The sequence below is a fragment of the Stagnihabitans lacustris genome (assembly GCF_025950525.1).
Taxonomy (GTDB): Bacteria; Pseudomonadota; Alphaproteobacteria; order Rhodobacterales; family Rhodobacteraceae; genus Stagnihabitans.
The window spans coordinates 124,508-140,132 of sequence record NZ_JAPDGS010000006.1 but is presented as its reverse complement, the minus strand read 5'-3'; the positions used below and the strand labels follow the sequence as shown (position 1 = coordinate 140,132).

At 65.2% G+C, this 15,625-nt stretch carries 15 protein-coding genes; 7 read left to right on the top strand and 8 right to left on the bottom strand.

Going from position 1 to position 15,625, the window contains the following annotated elements; translation table 11 throughout:
* Positions 1-240: 240 nt before the first annotated feature.
* From phbB to NX862_RS14795, 3 genes are all read right to left on the bottom strand, one after another.
* Entirely contained in the window at positions 241-966 is a 726-nt protein-coding gene (gene phbB, locus NX862_RS14805; RefSeq protein ID WP_264494700.1) for an acetoacetyl-CoA reductase, read from the bottom strand.
* 100 nt (positions 967-1,066) lie between these two features.
* Positions 1,067-2,242 (bottom strand): acetyl-CoA C-acetyltransferase, encoded by a 1,176-nt coding sequence (locus NX862_RS14800; RefSeq protein ID WP_264494796.1) that lies wholly within the window; start codon positions 2,240-2,242, stop codon positions 1,067-1,069.
* Between the two features lie 186 nt (positions 2,243-2,428).
* Positions 2,429-3,250 carry an EAL domain-containing protein gene (locus NX862_RS14795; protein ID WP_264494699.1) on the bottom strand — a complete coding sequence of 274 codons (822 nt, stop codon included), beginning with the start codon at positions 3,248-3,250 and terminating at the stop codon, positions 2,429-2,431.
* A gap of 129 nt (positions 3,251-3,379) precedes the next feature.
* On the opposite strand from NX862_RS14795, the gene NX862_RS14790 reads away from it, so the two are divergent.
* Entirely contained in the window at positions 3,380-3,946 is a 567-nt protein-coding gene (locus NX862_RS14790; protein ID WP_264494698.1) for a DNA-3-methyladenine glycosylase I, read from the top strand.
* Positions 3,947-4,011: 65 nt separating this feature from the next.
* Here NX862_RS14790 and zapE read toward each other — a convergent pair whose 3' ends face one another.
* Positions 4,012-5,100 (bottom strand): cell division protein ZapE, encoded by a 1,089-nt coding sequence (gene zapE / locus NX862_RS14785; RefSeq protein ID WP_264494697.1) that lies wholly within the window; start codon positions 5,098-5,100, stop codon positions 4,012-4,014.
* A 183-nt stretch (positions 5,101-5,283) separates the two neighbouring features.
* On the opposite strand from zapE, the gene NX862_RS14780 reads away from it, so the two are divergent.
* A complete protein-coding gene (locus tag NX862_RS14780; RefSeq protein ID WP_264494696.1) occupies positions 5,284-7,053 on the top strand; it encodes a beta strand repeat-containing protein in 1,770 nt (589 codons plus the stop codon).
* On the opposite strand, the gene yghU is transcribed toward NX862_RS14780, so the two are convergent.
* Complete coding sequence (yghU, locus tag NX862_RS14775) at positions 7,050-7,883, bottom strand: glutathione-dependent disulfide-bond oxidoreductase (RefSeq protein WP_264494695.1); 834 nt, start codon at positions 7,881-7,883, stop codon at positions 7,050-7,052. The genes NX862_RS14780 and yghU overlap by 4 nt on opposite strands.
* A gap of 124 nt (positions 7,884-8,007) precedes the next feature.
* On the opposite strand from yghU, the gene NX862_RS14770 reads away from it, so the two are divergent.
* A complete protein-coding gene (locus NX862_RS14770; protein ID WP_264494694.1) occupies positions 8,008-8,313 on the top strand; it encodes a TFIIB-type zinc ribbon-containing protein in 306 nt (101 codons plus the stop codon).
* 374 nt (positions 8,314-8,687) lie between these two features.
* Here the strand turns inward: NX862_RS14770 and NX862_RS14765 are convergent, their stop codons facing one another.
* Positions 8,688-9,929: a mandelate racemase/muconate lactonizing enzyme family protein gene (locus NX862_RS14765; protein ID WP_264494693.1), complete on the bottom strand. Its 1,242-nt coding sequence runs from the start codon at positions 9,927-9,929 to the stop codon at positions 8,688-8,690.
* Between the two features lie 220 nt (positions 9,930-10,149).
* Here NX862_RS14765 and NX862_RS14760 point away from each other — a divergent pair, with 220 nt between their 5' ends.
* From NX862_RS14760 to NX862_RS14745, 4 genes are all read left to right on the top strand, one after another.
* Positions 10,150-10,833, top strand: a complete 684-nt coding sequence (locus tag NX862_RS14760) for a DUF484 family protein (protein WP_264494692.1) — start codon at positions 10,150-10,152, stop codon at positions 10,831-10,833.
* Positions 10,821-11,756 carry a tyrosine recombinase XerC gene (locus NX862_RS14755; RefSeq protein ID WP_264494691.1) on the top strand — a complete coding sequence of 312 codons (936 nt, stop codon included), beginning with the start codon at positions 10,821-10,823 and terminating at the stop codon, positions 11,754-11,756. The genes NX862_RS14760 and NX862_RS14755 overlap by 13 nt, the downstream gene beginning before the upstream one ends.
* A gap of 142 nt (positions 11,757-11,898) precedes the next feature.
* Positions 11,899-12,624, top strand: coding sequence for an EF-hand domain-containing protein (locus tag NX862_RS14750; RefSeq protein ID WP_264494690.1), 726 nt, complete (start codon positions 11,899-11,901; stop codon positions 12,622-12,624).
* Between the two features lie 385 nt (positions 12,625-13,009).
* A complete protein-coding gene (locus NX862_RS14745; RefSeq protein ID WP_264494689.1) occupies positions 13,010-13,717 on the top strand; it encodes a CDP-alcohol phosphatidyltransferase family protein in 708 nt (235 codons plus the stop codon).
* Here NX862_RS14745 and NX862_RS14740 read toward each other — a convergent pair.
* Entirely contained in the window at positions 13,700-14,254 is a 555-nt protein-coding gene (locus NX862_RS14740) for an aminotransferase class IV (protein WP_264494688.1), read from the bottom strand. The genes NX862_RS14745 and NX862_RS14740 overlap by 18 nt on opposite strands.
* 14 nt (positions 14,255-14,268) lie before the next feature.
* Positions 14,269-15,375 carry an aminodeoxychorismate synthase component I gene (locus NX862_RS14735; RefSeq protein ID WP_264494687.1) on the bottom strand — a complete coding sequence of 369 codons (1,107 nt, stop codon included), beginning with the start codon at positions 15,373-15,375 and terminating at the stop codon, positions 14,269-14,271.
* Between the last annotated feature and the right edge of the window lie 250 nt (positions 15,376-15,625).

Sequence of the window (15,625 nt, the reverse complement as noted above, 5' to 3'; positions counted from 1 at the left end):
ATCACGGGAACGGCCCTCAAGCAGGCAAAATCGCCAAGGATCACAAGGCCACCTGCCTCGTTTCATACTGATCCAAATATCCACGGGGTTTCCAAAGGGGCGCGTGCGCCCCTTTGGTTGGGGGGCGGGGGGTATGCCATTTGGTTCGCCACTGGTTCAAGAAACAAGTGGCATGAGCCCCCCGCTTCCTCCCTTCGGGTTCAGGGGCCTTTCAGGCCTCTGAACCCGAAGGGACCCCGCTCAGACGAACAGTTGCCCACCATTGGCGGAAATCGTGGACCCGGTGATGAACCCGGCATCCTCCGAGGCCAGAAACACCACGATCCGCGCGATTTCCTCGGGTTCGCCCAAACGACCCACCGGGATTTGCGGAATGATGCGCTCGGCCAGGACTTTCGCGTCGATCGCCTTCACCATCTCGGTCGCGATATAGCCGGGGCAGATCGCGTTGACCGTGATCCCCGCCCGCGCGCCCTCTTGCGCCAGCGCCTTGGTGAAGCCCAGATCGCCCGACTTGGCGGCGGAATAGTTCGCCTGCCCCGCCTGACCCTTCTGCCCGTTGATCGACGAGATATTCACCACGCGACCAAACTTGCGATCCCGCATCCCCGACCACAGCGGATGGGTCATGTTGAAGACACCGTTCAGATTGGTGTCGATGACCTCTTTCCACATCTGCGGGGTCATCTTGTGGAACATCGCGTCCCGCGTGATGCCGGCGTTGTTCACCAGGACCGCCACCGGGCCAAGTTCGGCCTCGACCGCGGCAATCCCCGCCTTGCAGGCGTCGTAATCGGCGACCGACCATTTATAGGCCTTGATCCCCGTATCGGCGGTGAACTTCGCCGCCGCCTCGTCATTGCCCGCGTAATTCGCCGCAACCGTATAACCCGCCGCCTTCAAAGCCAGCGAGATGGCCGCACCAATACCGCGGGTCCCCCCCGTCACCAGAGCCACTTTCGTCATGTCGTCCTCCCTCTACAGAGAAATAGGTAATAGATTTCAGCCCCCTTGCGCAACTTTATTGCGCAAGGGCGACTGTGACAGAATTTCGCAGGGGTCGGGGTCAGAGACCTTCGAGGCACATGGCAACGCCCATGCCGCCGCCGATGCACAGCGTGGCGAGGCCCTTTTTGGCGCCGCGCCGCTTCATCTCGTGGATCAGCGTGTTCAAGATGCGCGCGCCCGAAGCGCCGATCGGGTGGCCGATGGCGATGGCGCCGCCGTTCACGTTCACCACGTCCGGGTTCCAGCCCATGTCCTTGTTGACGGCGCAGGCCTGGGCGGCAAAGGCCTCGTTCGCCTCGACCAGATCCAGATCGGCGGCCGACCAGCCGGCCTTGGACAGTGCCTTGCGGCTGGCGAAGATCGGGCCGACGCCCATGATCGACGGGTCCAGACCGGCCGTCGCATAGGACGCGATCCGGGCCAGCGGCGTCAGGCCGCGGCGCGTGGCCTCGGCCTCGGACATCAGCAGCACCGCCGCCGCACCATCGTTCAGGCCCGAGGCATTGCCCGCCGTGACCGAGCCATCCTTGGCAAAGGCCGGGCGCAGCTTGGACATCGACTCCAAGGTGGCGCCATGGCGGATGTATTCATCGGCATCCACCGTCACATCGCCCTTGCGGGTCTTGATCAGGAAGGGGACGATTTCGTCAACAAACTTGCCAGCCTTCTGCGCGGCCTCGGCCTTGTTCTGCGAGGCCAAAGCGAAAAGATCCTGAACCTCGCGCGAAATGTCCCACTGCTTGGCGACGTTTTCGGCGGTGATCCCCATGTGATAGCCGTTGAACGCGTCCCACAGCCCGTCGCGGATCATCGAATCGACGAAGGTCATGTCGCCCATCTTCTGGCCCGGACGCAGGTTCGCGACATGGGGCGAGAGGCTCATGTTTTCCTGGCCGCCGGCCACGACGATCCCGGCATCGCCCAACTGCACATGCTGCGCGCCCAAAGCCACGGCCCGCAGGCCCGAGCCGCAGACCTGGTTGATGCCCCAGGCCGAGGCTTCCTTGTTCAGACCGGCCTTGATCGCGGCTTGACGTGCCGGGTTCTGCCCCTGACCCGCGGTCAGAACCTGGCCCAGGATCACTTCCTCGACCTCGGTCTTTTCGACACCGGCGCGGGCGACGACGGCTTCGATCACCGCGGCCCCCAGGTCATGGGCGGGGGTGCCTGCAAAGGCCCCGTTAAAGCTGCCGACAGCGGTCCGCGCCGCCGAAACGATCACGACATTGGTCATGGTATCCTCGCCCTTTTCCATCCTGGCGCGGCTGGCTCCTCCATGCCGCTCTGCAGCATGGCCTAGACGGGATAGGGTTAAAAATCAACTTTTGCGTGCGACCGGGTTGCGGCCAGATTGCCGCAGCGTCATGCGGAAAACGCATAACCTGTCATGTCAGCGCAAAGGTCTGGTCAGCGCAAAGGGTCAGGCCAGTTTGCGCGCGGCCAGATCGGGCGCCCAGGGCGGCTGAACCGAGGGGGCGCCGAACAGATAGCCTTGCATGCAATCGACGCCCATGTCCTGCAGACAGGCGGCCTCTTCGGGGGATTCCACGGCCTCGGCCACGGTAAACATCTCGAAATGCTTGCCAATCGAGACCATGGCAGCGACCAGCGCCCGGTTGTCGGGGTCGCGGTGGATGCGGCGGGCGAATTGGCCGTCGATCTTCAGGATGTCAAAGAAGAAGTCCTTGAAGTAGCGGATCGCCGTATTGCCCGCGCCGAAATCGTCCAGCGCAAAGGCCACGCCCTTGACCTGGTATTCTTCCATGAATGCCACGACCAGCTCCGGCACGGTCATGGCAGAGCTTTCGGTGATTTCAAGAATCAGGCGTTCTGCCACGGTGGGGCCGGCGGCGATCCCGGCGTTCAGCACCCTGATCCAGCGCGGATAGCCGATAGAGCGCGCCGACATGTTGATCGACAGCCGCAAATCGGGATGCAGCGCCAGTTCCCGCAAGCCAAGGTCCAGCGCGGCGCAGTCGATCTCGCGGCCAAGTTCCGTGGCCTCGACCACGGGGATGAAATCGGCGGCCGGGATGATGCGGCCGTTGGGCTCCAGCACGCGGATCAGGCCTTCGTGAAAGGCCACCCGCGCGGGGTCGCGCGACAGGACCACGGGCTGATAGGCCAGGGCCACGCGGCGCAGGCGGATCGCCTCGCGCACCATGTCCATGGTTTCGCGATCGGCCATCGAGACAGCCACACCGAGCGGGCTTTCCAGCCCCGATCCGAAGTTCATGCTCATCGCGCCCTCAAGCTTTTCCGCAAGGATCGTAACACAAGACCCCTGCCCAAGGCTTCCAATCTCTGCGACATTCGTAAACCGCGTGTGAATTCCCGGTTTTGTGCAAAATCCGAAACAATAGGCCCCAAGATGACCGCCCCCGATGACCTGACGCGCTGCACCTGGTGCGGGACTGACCCGCTTTACAGGACCTATCACGATACCGAATGGGGGGTGGCGGAATACGACCCCCGCGCGCTGTGGGAGAAGCTGATCCTGGACGGGTTTCAGGCGGGGCTGTCCTGGATCACGATCCTGCGCAAGCGCGACGCTTTCCGGGCCGAGTTCGAGGGCTTTGACCCCGCCCGCATCGCGCTCTGGGACGCGGCGCGCATGGACCGCGCCTTGCAAAACCCCGGCATCGTGCGCCACCGCGGCAAGATCGCGGCCACGGTGAAGAACGCCCGCGCCTATCTGGCGATCCCCGATTTCACCGGGTTTTGCTGGCGTCATGTGGGGGGTCAGCCGCAAGTGAACCGCCCCGCGACCCATGGCGACATCCCGACGGAATCCGAGGCCTCGCGCGCCCTGTCAAAGGCGCTGAAACAGGCGGGCTTCACCTTTGTCGGCCCGACCATCGTCTATGCCTGGATGCAGGCCTGCGGGTTGATCGACGACCACCTGGCCACCTGCCACCGGGCAAAAGGCGCAGAGTGAAGCCCCCCGAAGGGCGCCGGGTGGGGGGGTGGGAGCCCTTCGGGGGGCGTGGGGTGCCGCAAGTGTCACCCGTCCCGGTCCGCGCCCCATTCCGCCCCCTGCATCTCGCGCAGGCGGCTTGCCGTGCGGGCGAATTCGAAGGACCCCGTGCCCTCCAGATACAGCCGCTCCGGCTCATCCGCGGCCGAGGCGATGAGCCGGACCTTGCCTTCGTATAACGCATCCACCAGGGTCACAAAGCGCTTGGCCTCGTTGTAATTGGCCGAGGACAGCTGCGGGATATCCTCCAGCACCAGAACCCTACAGGCCGCCGCCAGCGCCAGGTAGTCGCCCGGCCCCAAAGGCCGCCCGCACAGCTCCCAGAAAGAGCAGCGCGCCGCACCATTGGCATAGCGCGCAAGGTCCAGCGTCCTGCCGTTCACCTGCAAGGCCAGCGGCCCGACCTCGGCGCCGCGCGTCAGGTCGGCCCAGATCGCCGCAATCTCGCCCCGGGTGGCGCCTGCGGGGTGGAAATAGACCTGCGCCCCCGCCAGGCGGTTCTGGCGATAGTCCTGCGGGCTGTCCAGTTCCAGCACGTCAAAGCGGTCGCGCAGCATGGCGATAAAGGGCAGGAACAGCGCCCGGTTCAGCCCGTTCTTATACAGCTCCTCTGGCGCGCGGTTCGAGGTCACGACGATGACCACCCCCCCCGCCAACAGCTTTTCGAACAGCCGCCCCACCACCATCGCATCGGCGATATCGGTGATCTGCATCTCGTCAAAGGCCAGAAGGCGGATATCGGCCACCAATTCGGCGGCAAAGGGCGCCAAGGCGTCCTCGATGTTCTTTTGCCGCGCCAGATGCATGGCCTTGTGGGCCTCTTGCATGAAGGCATGGAAATGGACGCGCCGCTTGGCGCCCAGGTCGGTGGCGTTGAAAAACAGGTCCATCATCATCGACTTGCCGCGCCCGACACCGCCCCAAAGGTAGATCCCCTTGGGCACCTGAGGCGCGCGTGCAAACAGCGCCCGCAGCCCGGATTTCCGCGCCCCGAACTCTTCCAGCCAGGCGCGCAGCGGTTCCAGCCGGACGGCAAGCGCGGCCTGCAACGGGTCGGCCCGGATCTCGCCCAGGGCCACGCGGTGATCGAGGATTTCGGGCAGGGTCTGTCGCATACCGTCGCATACCAAATCACGAGGCGCGGGAAAAGCACTGCCCGCGCGCCCGGTTCGCACTATGCCCCGCAATCGTGTAAAATGAGGCATATATTTTCGGTCAGTTGAAAGCGATGGAAAGGAAATCCTAGGGCGGGGATGGGAAGACAGGCGGGCGATGAACAACGCGTGCCGGAGAATCGGATGTCTTCTTTTGTGATTTCAACGAATACGACTGCGGGCCAGGTGCTTGGCGCCTCGGAATTCGGGATTGTGGCGGGGTCTGGCTCTGTCCTGTCCACGGTGGGCTCGGCCGTGACCATGTCGGGCAATGCCACGCTGATCAGCTATGGCGCGATTGCGGCCACGACGGCCAGCCCGCTGACGCTGAACGCGGTCGGGGCCACATCGGTCACAGTGACCGCGACCGGGTCGATCATCGCGGCCGGGATCGACCTTGCGGCGGTTTCGGGCACGTTTTCGGGCAACTTTGCGCTGTCCAATGCCGGCCAGATCAGCGGCGGTCAGGGGATCAGCCTGGCGGCGGTGGCGGCGGGCAGCCAGATCAACTTTGGCAATACCGGATCGCTGCTGGGGCTGGGCAATACGGCTGGCGCGGCGCTATCCTTGACGCTGAACACCACGACGCGGGCGGTGATCACCAATTCCGGCATGCTGTCCACCGCGGGCACCGGGGCGACCATCTTTGCCACCGGCAATGGCGCGGTGACGCTGACCAACACCGGCCACTTGCTGAACGCTTCGGTGCTGGAGGCGGCCATTCAGGTCGACGGCTCGCTGACGCTGCGCAACTCTGGCCTGATCGAGGGCAATGTGACGGCCTCGCTGTCGGGCAATATCTTCAACTCGGGCACGATCAACGGCCATATCCGGTTGAATTCGAACAATGACGTGGTGCGCATCAGCGGGCTGGTCATGGGGGATGTGACGCTGGGCAACGGGACCAATGTCTTTTACCAGACCGGCGGGCGGGTCATGGGATCGGTCTTTGGCGGGGCGGGCAATGACAGCTATTTCGTCGACCGCGCCGATATCGTCATCGTCGACACGGCGGGGGGATATGATTGGGTCCAGGCCTCGACCAACTTCCGCCTGTCGGCCGGGATCGAGAAGTTAAGCCTGATCGGCGCCACCGGCATGTTCGGCATCGGGACGACGACCGACAACTGGATCATCGGCGATGCGGGGGATGACGTGCTGCGCGGCCTTGGCGGCAATGACAGCCTGGAGGGCGGGATGGGCAACAACCGCATCTTCGGCGGGGTGGGCCGCGACACGATCCGCGCGGGCGAGGGCGACGATCTGCTGAACGGCGGGGGCGGCGACGATCAGATCTTTGTCGGCACCGGCAATGACACTTTGGCCGGTGGGCTTGGGTCGGACACGCTGCGCTTTGACGCCATTGCCGATCCGGCGGGCGTGGTGGCGAACATGGCCACCAACACCTACAGCTTTCTGGATGCCGGGGTCCTGTCGGTCTCGGGGTTCGAGAACCTTTTCGGCTCGGCGCAGAACGACATCCTGACCGGCGATGGCTTTGCCAATGGGCTAAGCGGGGCCACCGGGGCGGATCAGCTGTATGGCGGGGCGGGCAACGACTCGCTGAACGGCGGGATCAAGGCCGACACGATGGACGGCGGGGCGGGGGCGGACCAGTTCATCTATGCCGCCTATACCGACAGCCAGGCGGCGCAGGGCATCGACCGCATCACCGCCTTCGAGACGGTCGATCTGATCAACCTTGCGCTGATCGACCCGGTGGCGGGGGGGCTGGACAATGCCTTCACCTACCGTGGAAACGCGGCCTTCACCGGCGCTGCGGCAGAGGTCCGCTGGTATCAGACCGGCGGCACCACCGTGATCGAGGTGCGCGGGCCAGGCGCCACGGCCAATGACATGGAGATCGTCTTGGGCAATCTCGTGACACTGACCGCGGCGAATTTTGTGCTTTAAGCCGGGAAGTCGGCGGCCGAGTGGCGCTCAGCCACCTGGCCCTCGTCGCCCCAGTTCTTGTTGACCATGCGGCCGCGGATCACGCCGGGCCGCGCCATCAGCTGATCGGCCCAGCGCTTGACGTTGGTATAGCCGGCGACGTCCAGGAACTCTCCGGCGCGGGGATAGGACTTGTCCAAGGCCAGATGCCCATACCACGGGAAGATCGCCATGTCGGCGATGGAATAATCGCCCGCCATGAACTCGTTTTCCGCCAGGTGGCGGTCCAGCACATCCATCTGGCGCTTGGCTTCCATCGCATAGCGGTTAATCGGATATTCCAGCTTTTCCGGCGCATAGGCGAAGAAATGGCCAAAGCCGCCGCCCAGGAAGGGCGCGCTGCCCATCTGCCACATCAGCCAGTTGAAGGTCTCGGTCCGCGCGGGGCCGGATGCGGGCAGGAAGGCGCCGAACTTCTCGGCCAGATGCACCAGGATCGAGCCGGATTCAAACACACGCAGGGGTTCGGGCCCGGAAAGGTCCAGCAGCGCCGGGATCTTGGAATTCGGGTTCACGCCGACAAAGCCCGAGCCGAACTGGTCGCCCTTGGAAATCGAGATCAGCCAGGCGTCGTATTCGGCGGCATGGCCCGCGGCCAGCAATTCCTCGAACAGGATCGAGACCTTGACCCCATTGGGCGTGGCCAACGAATACAGCTGGAACGGATGCGCCCCGCGCGGCAACTCTGCCTCTTGGGTGGCGCCCGCGATGGGGCGGTTCAGACTGGCGAACTGCCCGCCGTTGGGCTTGTCCCAGGTCCAGACTTTCGGGGGGATATAGGCGTCGGTCATGCGCGATCTCCGGGATGGTTTGGGTAAAAGGGGTAGGGCTTGGTCACATCAAGTTCAATGGGTCTTGCAGTGCAATTCTGAACCCCCATCTGTGCATTGCAACACGGCGAAAAGGAGCCCCAAGATGAAATGTCCGGTGGATGGTGAGACCCTGGTGATGGCCGACCGTTCGGGGGTCGAGATCGACTATTGCCCCAAATGCCGGGGCGTCTGGCTGGACCGCGGAGAGCTGGACAAGATCATCGAACGCGCGGCCGCCCCGGCCGTCGCGGCGCCCCCTCCCCCGCCTCAGGCCGCCCAGCCGGTCTACCGCGAAGAACGCCGCGATGACCGCTATGACAAGGATCGTTCCGACAAGGATCGCTATGACGACCGTTATCACGGCAAGCGCAAGCGCGAGAGCTTTTTGGGCGAGCTGTTCGACTTCTGAGCCTGTCAGCGGCCGCCTTGCAGCAGCCCAAGGCGCGCCAAGACTTTTCGCCGAAAACCCATGGCGCGCCCCCGGTCGCTTGGGGCCGCCGTCACCGATAGACCGGGCGTCGTCCTGTCAGTCGGCAGGACGACGCGTCCCAAGCGGATGCGGGCGGTGCAGTCGGCAGAGCCCGGCCTTTCAGTCGGCAGGACGCGGCATCCGGCACCAACCTGACGGTGCAGTCGGCAGGACCCCCTTTCAGTCGGCAGGACGCGGCATCAAGCGCCAACCTGACGGTGCAGTCGGCAGAGCCCGCCCTGTCAGTCGGCAGGACGCGGCATCAGGCACCAACCTGACGGTGCAGTCGGCAGGATCCCCTTTGCAGCCCCCCCCTACTGCGGGTTATACGCCGGGGCCCCGCCCTCGAACCGGTTGCCGTGGCGGTAATCACAGGGTGCTTCCTGCATCTGCAGATGCAGGCCCGACCCCTCATAGGCATGGGCCCGCGCCAGGTCCTCGTCGAAGTCGATCCCCAGACCCGGACCTTCAGGCGGCAGGATATAGCCGTCCTCCCATTTCAGGCTGTGCTTGATCAGCGCCAGGTGAAAGGCGCCGCCGGTCTGGATCGTCTCGGCCATCAACAGGTTCGGGATCGACACCGCCAGATGGATATTGGCCGCCCATTCCACCGGCCCGGCATACAGATGCGGGGCAATCTCGGCGTTGAAAATCTCGGCGATGGCGGAGAGCTTCTTCGCCTCCAATATCCCGCCCAGCCGCCCCAAGGCCGGTTGCAGGATCTTGACCCCACCGGCGCGCAGAAGGGTCCCGAACTCGGCCTTGGTGGTCAGCCGCTCTCCGGTCGCGAGGGGAATCCGGATGTGGCGCGCGACTTCGGCGAATTCCAGCAGGTTGTCGGGCGGGATCGGCTCTTCATACCACAGCGGGTTGAAGGGCTCCAAGGCCTGCCCCATCCGGATCGCGCCCGGGGTGGTGAACTGGCCATGGGTGCCGAACAGCAAATCGGCCTTGTCACCCACCGCCGCGCGGATTTTCCGGCAGAAGTCCACCGAACGCGAGATATCCGACATCGCAGGCTCATGCCCGCCGCGGATCGTATAGGGGCCGGCGGGGTCGAACTTCACCGCCGTAAAGCCCTGCTTGACTGCACGCGCCGCCGCCTCGGCGGTCATGTCGGCATTGACCCAGAATTCGGCGGCATCCTCGCCGGGTTCGGGATAAAGATAGGTGTAGGACCGCACCCGGTCATTCATCCGCCCGCCCAGCAAAGCCCAGACCGGACGGCCCCGCGCCTTGCCCAGGATGTCCCAACAGGCGATCTCCAGCCCCGAAAAGGCGCCCATGACCGTGGGATCGGGGCGCTGGGTGAACCCGCTGGAATAGACGCGGCGATACATCAGCTCGATGTTTTCGGGGTTTTCGCCCTGCATATGGCGTTCGAAGACGTCTTCGATCACCGCCTTCATCGCCTTGGGACCCACGGTCGAGGCATAACATTCGCCGTAACCCGTGATCCCGTCATCCGTCGTCAGCTTGGTAAAAATCCAATAGCGCCCGCCCCAACCCGGCGCAGGCGGCGCCACGACAAAAATCTCAAGGTCCTTCAGTTTCATTGGCCACCTCCGGCTTCCAGCCTAAGCGTCCGGCCGCGCGCCCCCTTGCGCCCCCGCGACAAGGCATGTCGCAAACGGCCTCCGCGACAGGTGATGTCGCAAAAGACGCATGTGGCGCCACGGACTCAGGCCGCACAATCTGCATTTTCCATCGGGACTTTGCCGGGAAATCGCCTATACTGCGCGCAAATCGGCCGTCAGAGCCGGACATGAGGCCCATATGATCGACCAAGACACCCGAGATCGGATTCTCGCCGCGCCCGAGGCTTTGCTCGAGGACCGCGACGTCATGCAGGCGCTGATTGGCGCCAATGATCGGGCGGTGGGGGGCAATGTCGTCGACCTGCGCGGCCTGGCGATGGAGCGGCTGAACCAAAAGCTTGACCGGCTGGAGGACACGCATCGCACAGTGATCGCGGCGGCCTACGAGAACCTGGCCGGCACGAACCAGGTTCACCGCGCCATCCTGCAGCTGCTGGAACCTATGGATTTCGCAGGCTTTCTGGCGACCCTGACCGGCACCGTGACCCAGACCCTGCGCGTCGAGGCGATCCGTCTGGTGATCGAGACCCGGTCGGAAGGCCCGGTGCCCGATCCGGCCTCCGGGGCGATCTATGCGGCCAAACCGGGCTTTGTGAACGACTATCTGACGCGGGGGCGCGCCATGGCCCGCCCGGTGATGCTGCGCCAGACCCTGCCCGATCCGGGCGGCATCTATGGCGACAAGGGCGACTGGATCAGGTCGGAGGCTTTGCTTCGGCTGGACCTGGGCGAGGGGCGTTTGCCCGGCCTTCTGGCCATGGGCGCCGAGGACCCGCACCAGTTCAAACCGACCCATGGCACCGACCTTCTGATCTTTTTCGGCGGCGTGTTCGAAAGGGTGATGCGGAAATGGCTGGCCTAGATGTCTCGTCCGGGTTTTCCGAAGGACAACAGGCGGCCATCACGCGCTGGCTGGATCATCTTTCGGCCATAAAGGGCTGTTCGCCCCGCACGCTTCACGCCTATGCCGCTGATTTACGGGGATTTTTGGCCTTTCTGTCCGGCTATCATGGCGGGGCAGAGGGGGTGGCGACCCTGGGCCAAGTCAACCAGACCGACCTGCGCGCCTGGATGGCGCATGAGCGCGACCGCGGGCTTTCGGCACGGTCGCTGGCGCGGGCGCTGTCTTCGGTGCGCAATTTCATGCGTTGGCTGGCCGACCGCGAAGAGATCGACCCGACCGTCGTCCTGCAGGCGCGGGGGCCGAAATATCTGCGCAAGCTGCCGCGGCCGCTGTCGGTGGATGGCGCGGCCGAGGTCATCGCAGACATGGGCGCCGCGCGTGAGGGCTGGGTGGGCGCGCGCGACCTTGCGGTGACGACGCTTCTGTATGCCTGCGGGCTGCGGATCTCCGAGGCGCTGGGTCTGACGGGGGCCAGTTTCCCCCTGCCCGACGTGCTGCGCATCACCGGCAAGGGCGGGAAAGAGCGGCTGGTGCCCGTCCTGCCCGTCGCGCGTGAGGCGGTGGCGGTCTATGTGCGGCTGTGCCCCTATCCCGTTGAACGCAATGAACCTTTGTTCCGCGGCACCCGCGGCGGCGCGCTGAACCCGCGGCTGATTGCCCTGGCGATGGAGCAGGCGCGGCTGCGTCTTGGCCTGCCCTCGACCGCGACGCCCCATGCGCTGCGGCACTCTTTTGCGACGCATCTTCTGTCGGCGGGCGGCGATCTGCGCGCGATCCAGGAGCTGTTGGGCCATGCCTCTTTGTCGACCACCCAGGCCTATACGGCCGTCGATGCGGCGCGGCTGATGGAGGTCTATGCGGCCTCGCATCCCCGGGCCTGAGCCTGGCTTGATTCGGCAGGGCGTTAGCGCATTTGCCCTGATTCAGGGGTGAAAGGATTGCATTTTAAGAATTCAATTTGGCGCCTTAGGGATTGGGAAACCAGTCTGTGGGAAAGTGATTGTCAGCCCGCTTGAAGTGGGCATGGTCCAGAAAGGAACGGTCATGATCTCTGCCCTGTCCGGTGCCGGAAGCCGCGCGCTTCTGTCGCTGTTCGGCCGGCCGAAGTCGCAAGCCCCGGCCGATGATGTCAGCCCGGTCGCCTTGCGTCCGGCGGTCTCCAATACCCTGCCCGATGCAAATCGCGGCACCACGCCTGAAAGCCTTTTCGCCGCCCTTGTCGATCAGACCGGCGCGCCCGCCGACCTGTCGTCGCAGGCCATCTCGGCGCTGGATCGGGATGGCAGCGGCACCTTGTCGGCGGCCGAATTGATGCAGGCCTATCAATCCGTGGCCTCCTCCGGGACCTTTTCTTCGGTCGCGGGTCTGGTTTCCGGCATCGTTTCCCGCGTTGACAGTGACGGCGATCAGGCGATTTCGGCCAATGAACTGACCGCGGCGGTGGCGGGGCTTGGCGGCTCTGCCGCGGCGGATCAGAACGGGGTCAACCCGCTTCTGGAACAGGTCATGGCGCAGCTGGATGCCGATGGGTCCAACACGCTGTCGCGTGACGAGGTTGCGCAAGCGCTTGGCCTCCCGATCGAGGGGCTGCCGTCGGCGGCGCCGGGCTTCGTGTCGCGCCCCACCGCCGCGCCAAAGTCGATGTATGAGGCGATCTTCTCGCTGCGGGTCAATCCGGAGGGCGGGCAATCCACCGCCGAGGCCCGTGAGGCCATCGCCGCCCAGATGCAGGACAAGTTGCTGGGCTAGGTTGGTGCGGGCGCATGACGCCCGGACCGATCCCAGCCTGAGCCGCGAGGGGATTGGGCGCCCAAAGTTTCGCGCCAACCTGTCCTCGCCGCGTCTGACCTGATCCGGCCCCATCTTGCATCCCGCCCCCAACAGCCTGCCCGGCCAGACCTCATTACCCCTCTCGGCCGCGTCTGACCGGACCGTCGCCCATCCGCCCCTGTCACCCGCCGCCTGCCCGGGATGCGCCACCTCGACCCAAGGCGCCGACTGCCGCAAATCGGTGCGCGCAGAGCCTCGCCCCCCGGCCCGGCGGTCGGCAAGGCATCCGAATTCCGTCGCTGCAATACCGCCCCACCGCGCCTGAAAGCTTGCATTGCGCCGGTTTTGCGGGCATCAGGCGGCCATGCCGATCCGTATCAAAGCCCTGCTTGTCCATCTGTTGACCGCCACCGGAGCGGTCCTGTCCATGTTGGCGCTTTTGGCCGCCGTCGATGGGCAATGGAGCCTCATGTTCCTCTGGCTGCTTCTGGCGCTGATCGTCGATGGGGTCGATGGCCCGCTGGCGCGGCGCTATGACACCAAGACCAACTGGCCGATCCATGACGGCGAGCTGATGGACCTGATCGTCGACTACCTGACCTATGTCTTCATCCCGGCCTATGCGCTGTGGGCCAATGGCATGTTGCAAGGGGTGTTGGGCGCGCTGGCTCTGGGGGCCTTGATCTATGGCTCGGTGATCTATTTCGCCGACACGCGGATGAAGACCAAGGACAAGAGCTTTGCGGGCTTTCCCGCCTGTTGGAACATGGTCGTCCTCGTGCTTTTCGCGCTGAACCCCGGGCCGAATGTGGTGCTGGCGGTGGTCGTCCTTTTGACCGTGGCCATGTTCCTGAACCTGAAATTCATCCACCCGACGCGGACGCCGCGGTGGTATCCGGTCAATCTGGGGGTCTCGATCCTGTGGCTGGTGACGGCGGGACAGTCGGCCTGGCTGGACTTCAACGAAGGCGGGATCGTGCATTACCTGCTTTTGGCCGCGTCTCTGTATCTGTGCCTCGCGGGGATTGCGCAACAGATCCTGCCCGAGCGGACGTCAGACCGCATCGCCTGAGGCCAGCCGCGCCGGGATCAGCCCGCGCAGGGCATTGCCGACCCAAAGCCGCACGCGGGGCAGGTCTTCGATGCGGAGGACCTCTTCGGGGGCGGCGATTTCGGCCCGCAAGACCCCCTCCAAAAGCCCGCAAGACAGCGGCGGCGTGCGCAGGCCCTGGCCGCGGTCAAAGAAGACCGTCGTGATCGTGCCCTCGCAGACCTCGCCCGCCGGGTTCACCATCAGCGCCTCGTCCCAGGGCATCGCGGCCCGCGCGGCCTCGTAATCGGCGCGGGCGTTGGTCTTGAACCTGCGCAGCGGGCTTGGCGCCAGCACCACCCCGGAGACGCTGACGACCCATTCCGGCTTGGCATCCGGCAGGCCAAAGACCTCGGCAGTGACCGCGCCCGTGGCATCGGCCATCAGCCGCACGCGGGCAGCGGACCCCGGCGCGGGCAAGTCCACCCGCGGCAGAGCCCAGCCCAAAGCCCCCGCCGACCGGGTCAACCGCGCCAGATGCAGGGCCAGGCGCGGATAGGCCGCACCGTCCCAAAGCATCGTCTCGATCAGCCTTAGTCCGGGGTCACGAGCCCGTTCAGATAGCGCGCTTTCCAATGCGCCTCCTCCCATTCGCCTTCCGCCGTGCTGTCTTGCACCACGCCGCCGCCGACGTTCAGCCGGATCCGGTCGCCGGTCAATTGCAGCGTGCGGATGGCGACGTTGAAACAGCTGGCGCCATCGGGTGCCATCCAGCCGATCGCGCCGCAATAGGGGCCGCGGGCATGGGGCTCGACCTCGGCGATGATCTCCATGGCGCGGATTTTTGGCGCCCCGGTGATCGACCCGCAGGGGAAAAGCGCCTCCATCAGCCGGGTCATCGCAGGCAGCTCGACCAGATCGCCCACCACGCGGCTGATCATCTGATGGACGGTCGCATAGGCCTCGACGCTGAAAAGCTGCGGCACGCGGACCGAGCCGACCTTGGCGATGCGGCTGATATCGTTGCGCAAAAGGTCGACGATCATCAGGTTTTCCGCCCGGCCCTTTTCGCTGGCCCGCAGTTCCTCGGCCAGTTGCAGGTCGCGCACCGGGTCGGGGTCGCGCGGCGCCGTGCCCTTCATCGGGCGGCTTTCGATCCGGCCCGCCGCATCGGTGCGCAAGAACAACTCGGGCGAGCGTGAGACCAGCACCGGCATCCCCGGCAGGGCGGCATAGGCGCCATAGCCCACCGCTTGCCCCCGCAGCGCGGCATAAAGCTCCAGCGCCGAGCCCTGCAACAAACGGGACTCCATCGGGAAGGTCAGGTTGATCTGATAGCAGTCGCCAGAGCCGATATAGGCCTTCACCCGTGCCATGGCCGCCGCATAATCGGGCCACGAGACCAAGGGCCGCGGCGCCGTGATCCGCACACGGCCGGGCTTGGGCACGGCAAAGTCCTGCGGCCCGTCATAGACCCCAAAGGCCAGCAAAGGACCCTCGGTCGCCAGCCGCGCCAAGGCCGGTTCCAGCGCAAAGCCCGCCTCATAGGCCATCCAGCCCGCGACCCATTTGCCCTTTGCCCGGGCCGCGTCCAGGGCCTGCAGCGCCGGAAGGACCTCTTCGGGCCTGCGCGCCGTGATCACCGCACAAGGGCCGTCAAAGCGCACCGGCCCGCCCGGCCCATGTTCCATCAGGATCATCGCAATCTCCTTCGCCCCAGACCTAGAGCGCCCGCGCCCCCCGCGCCAGAGCGGAACGGCCCGATTTTCCGCCGAAAACGACCCCGGGGCCGCGCGGGGGCCCAAGTCAGGCGGGGCGGGCTGAAGCAATCCTGTAAATATCTATTCAGCGCTGGACAGAATGAAAATTCGTGGCTTCATTGGGACAGGGCGGACAGAATGTCGCAGCGCCCCATAACAAGCCGCGGTCCAAGCGGCAAAAAATACATGG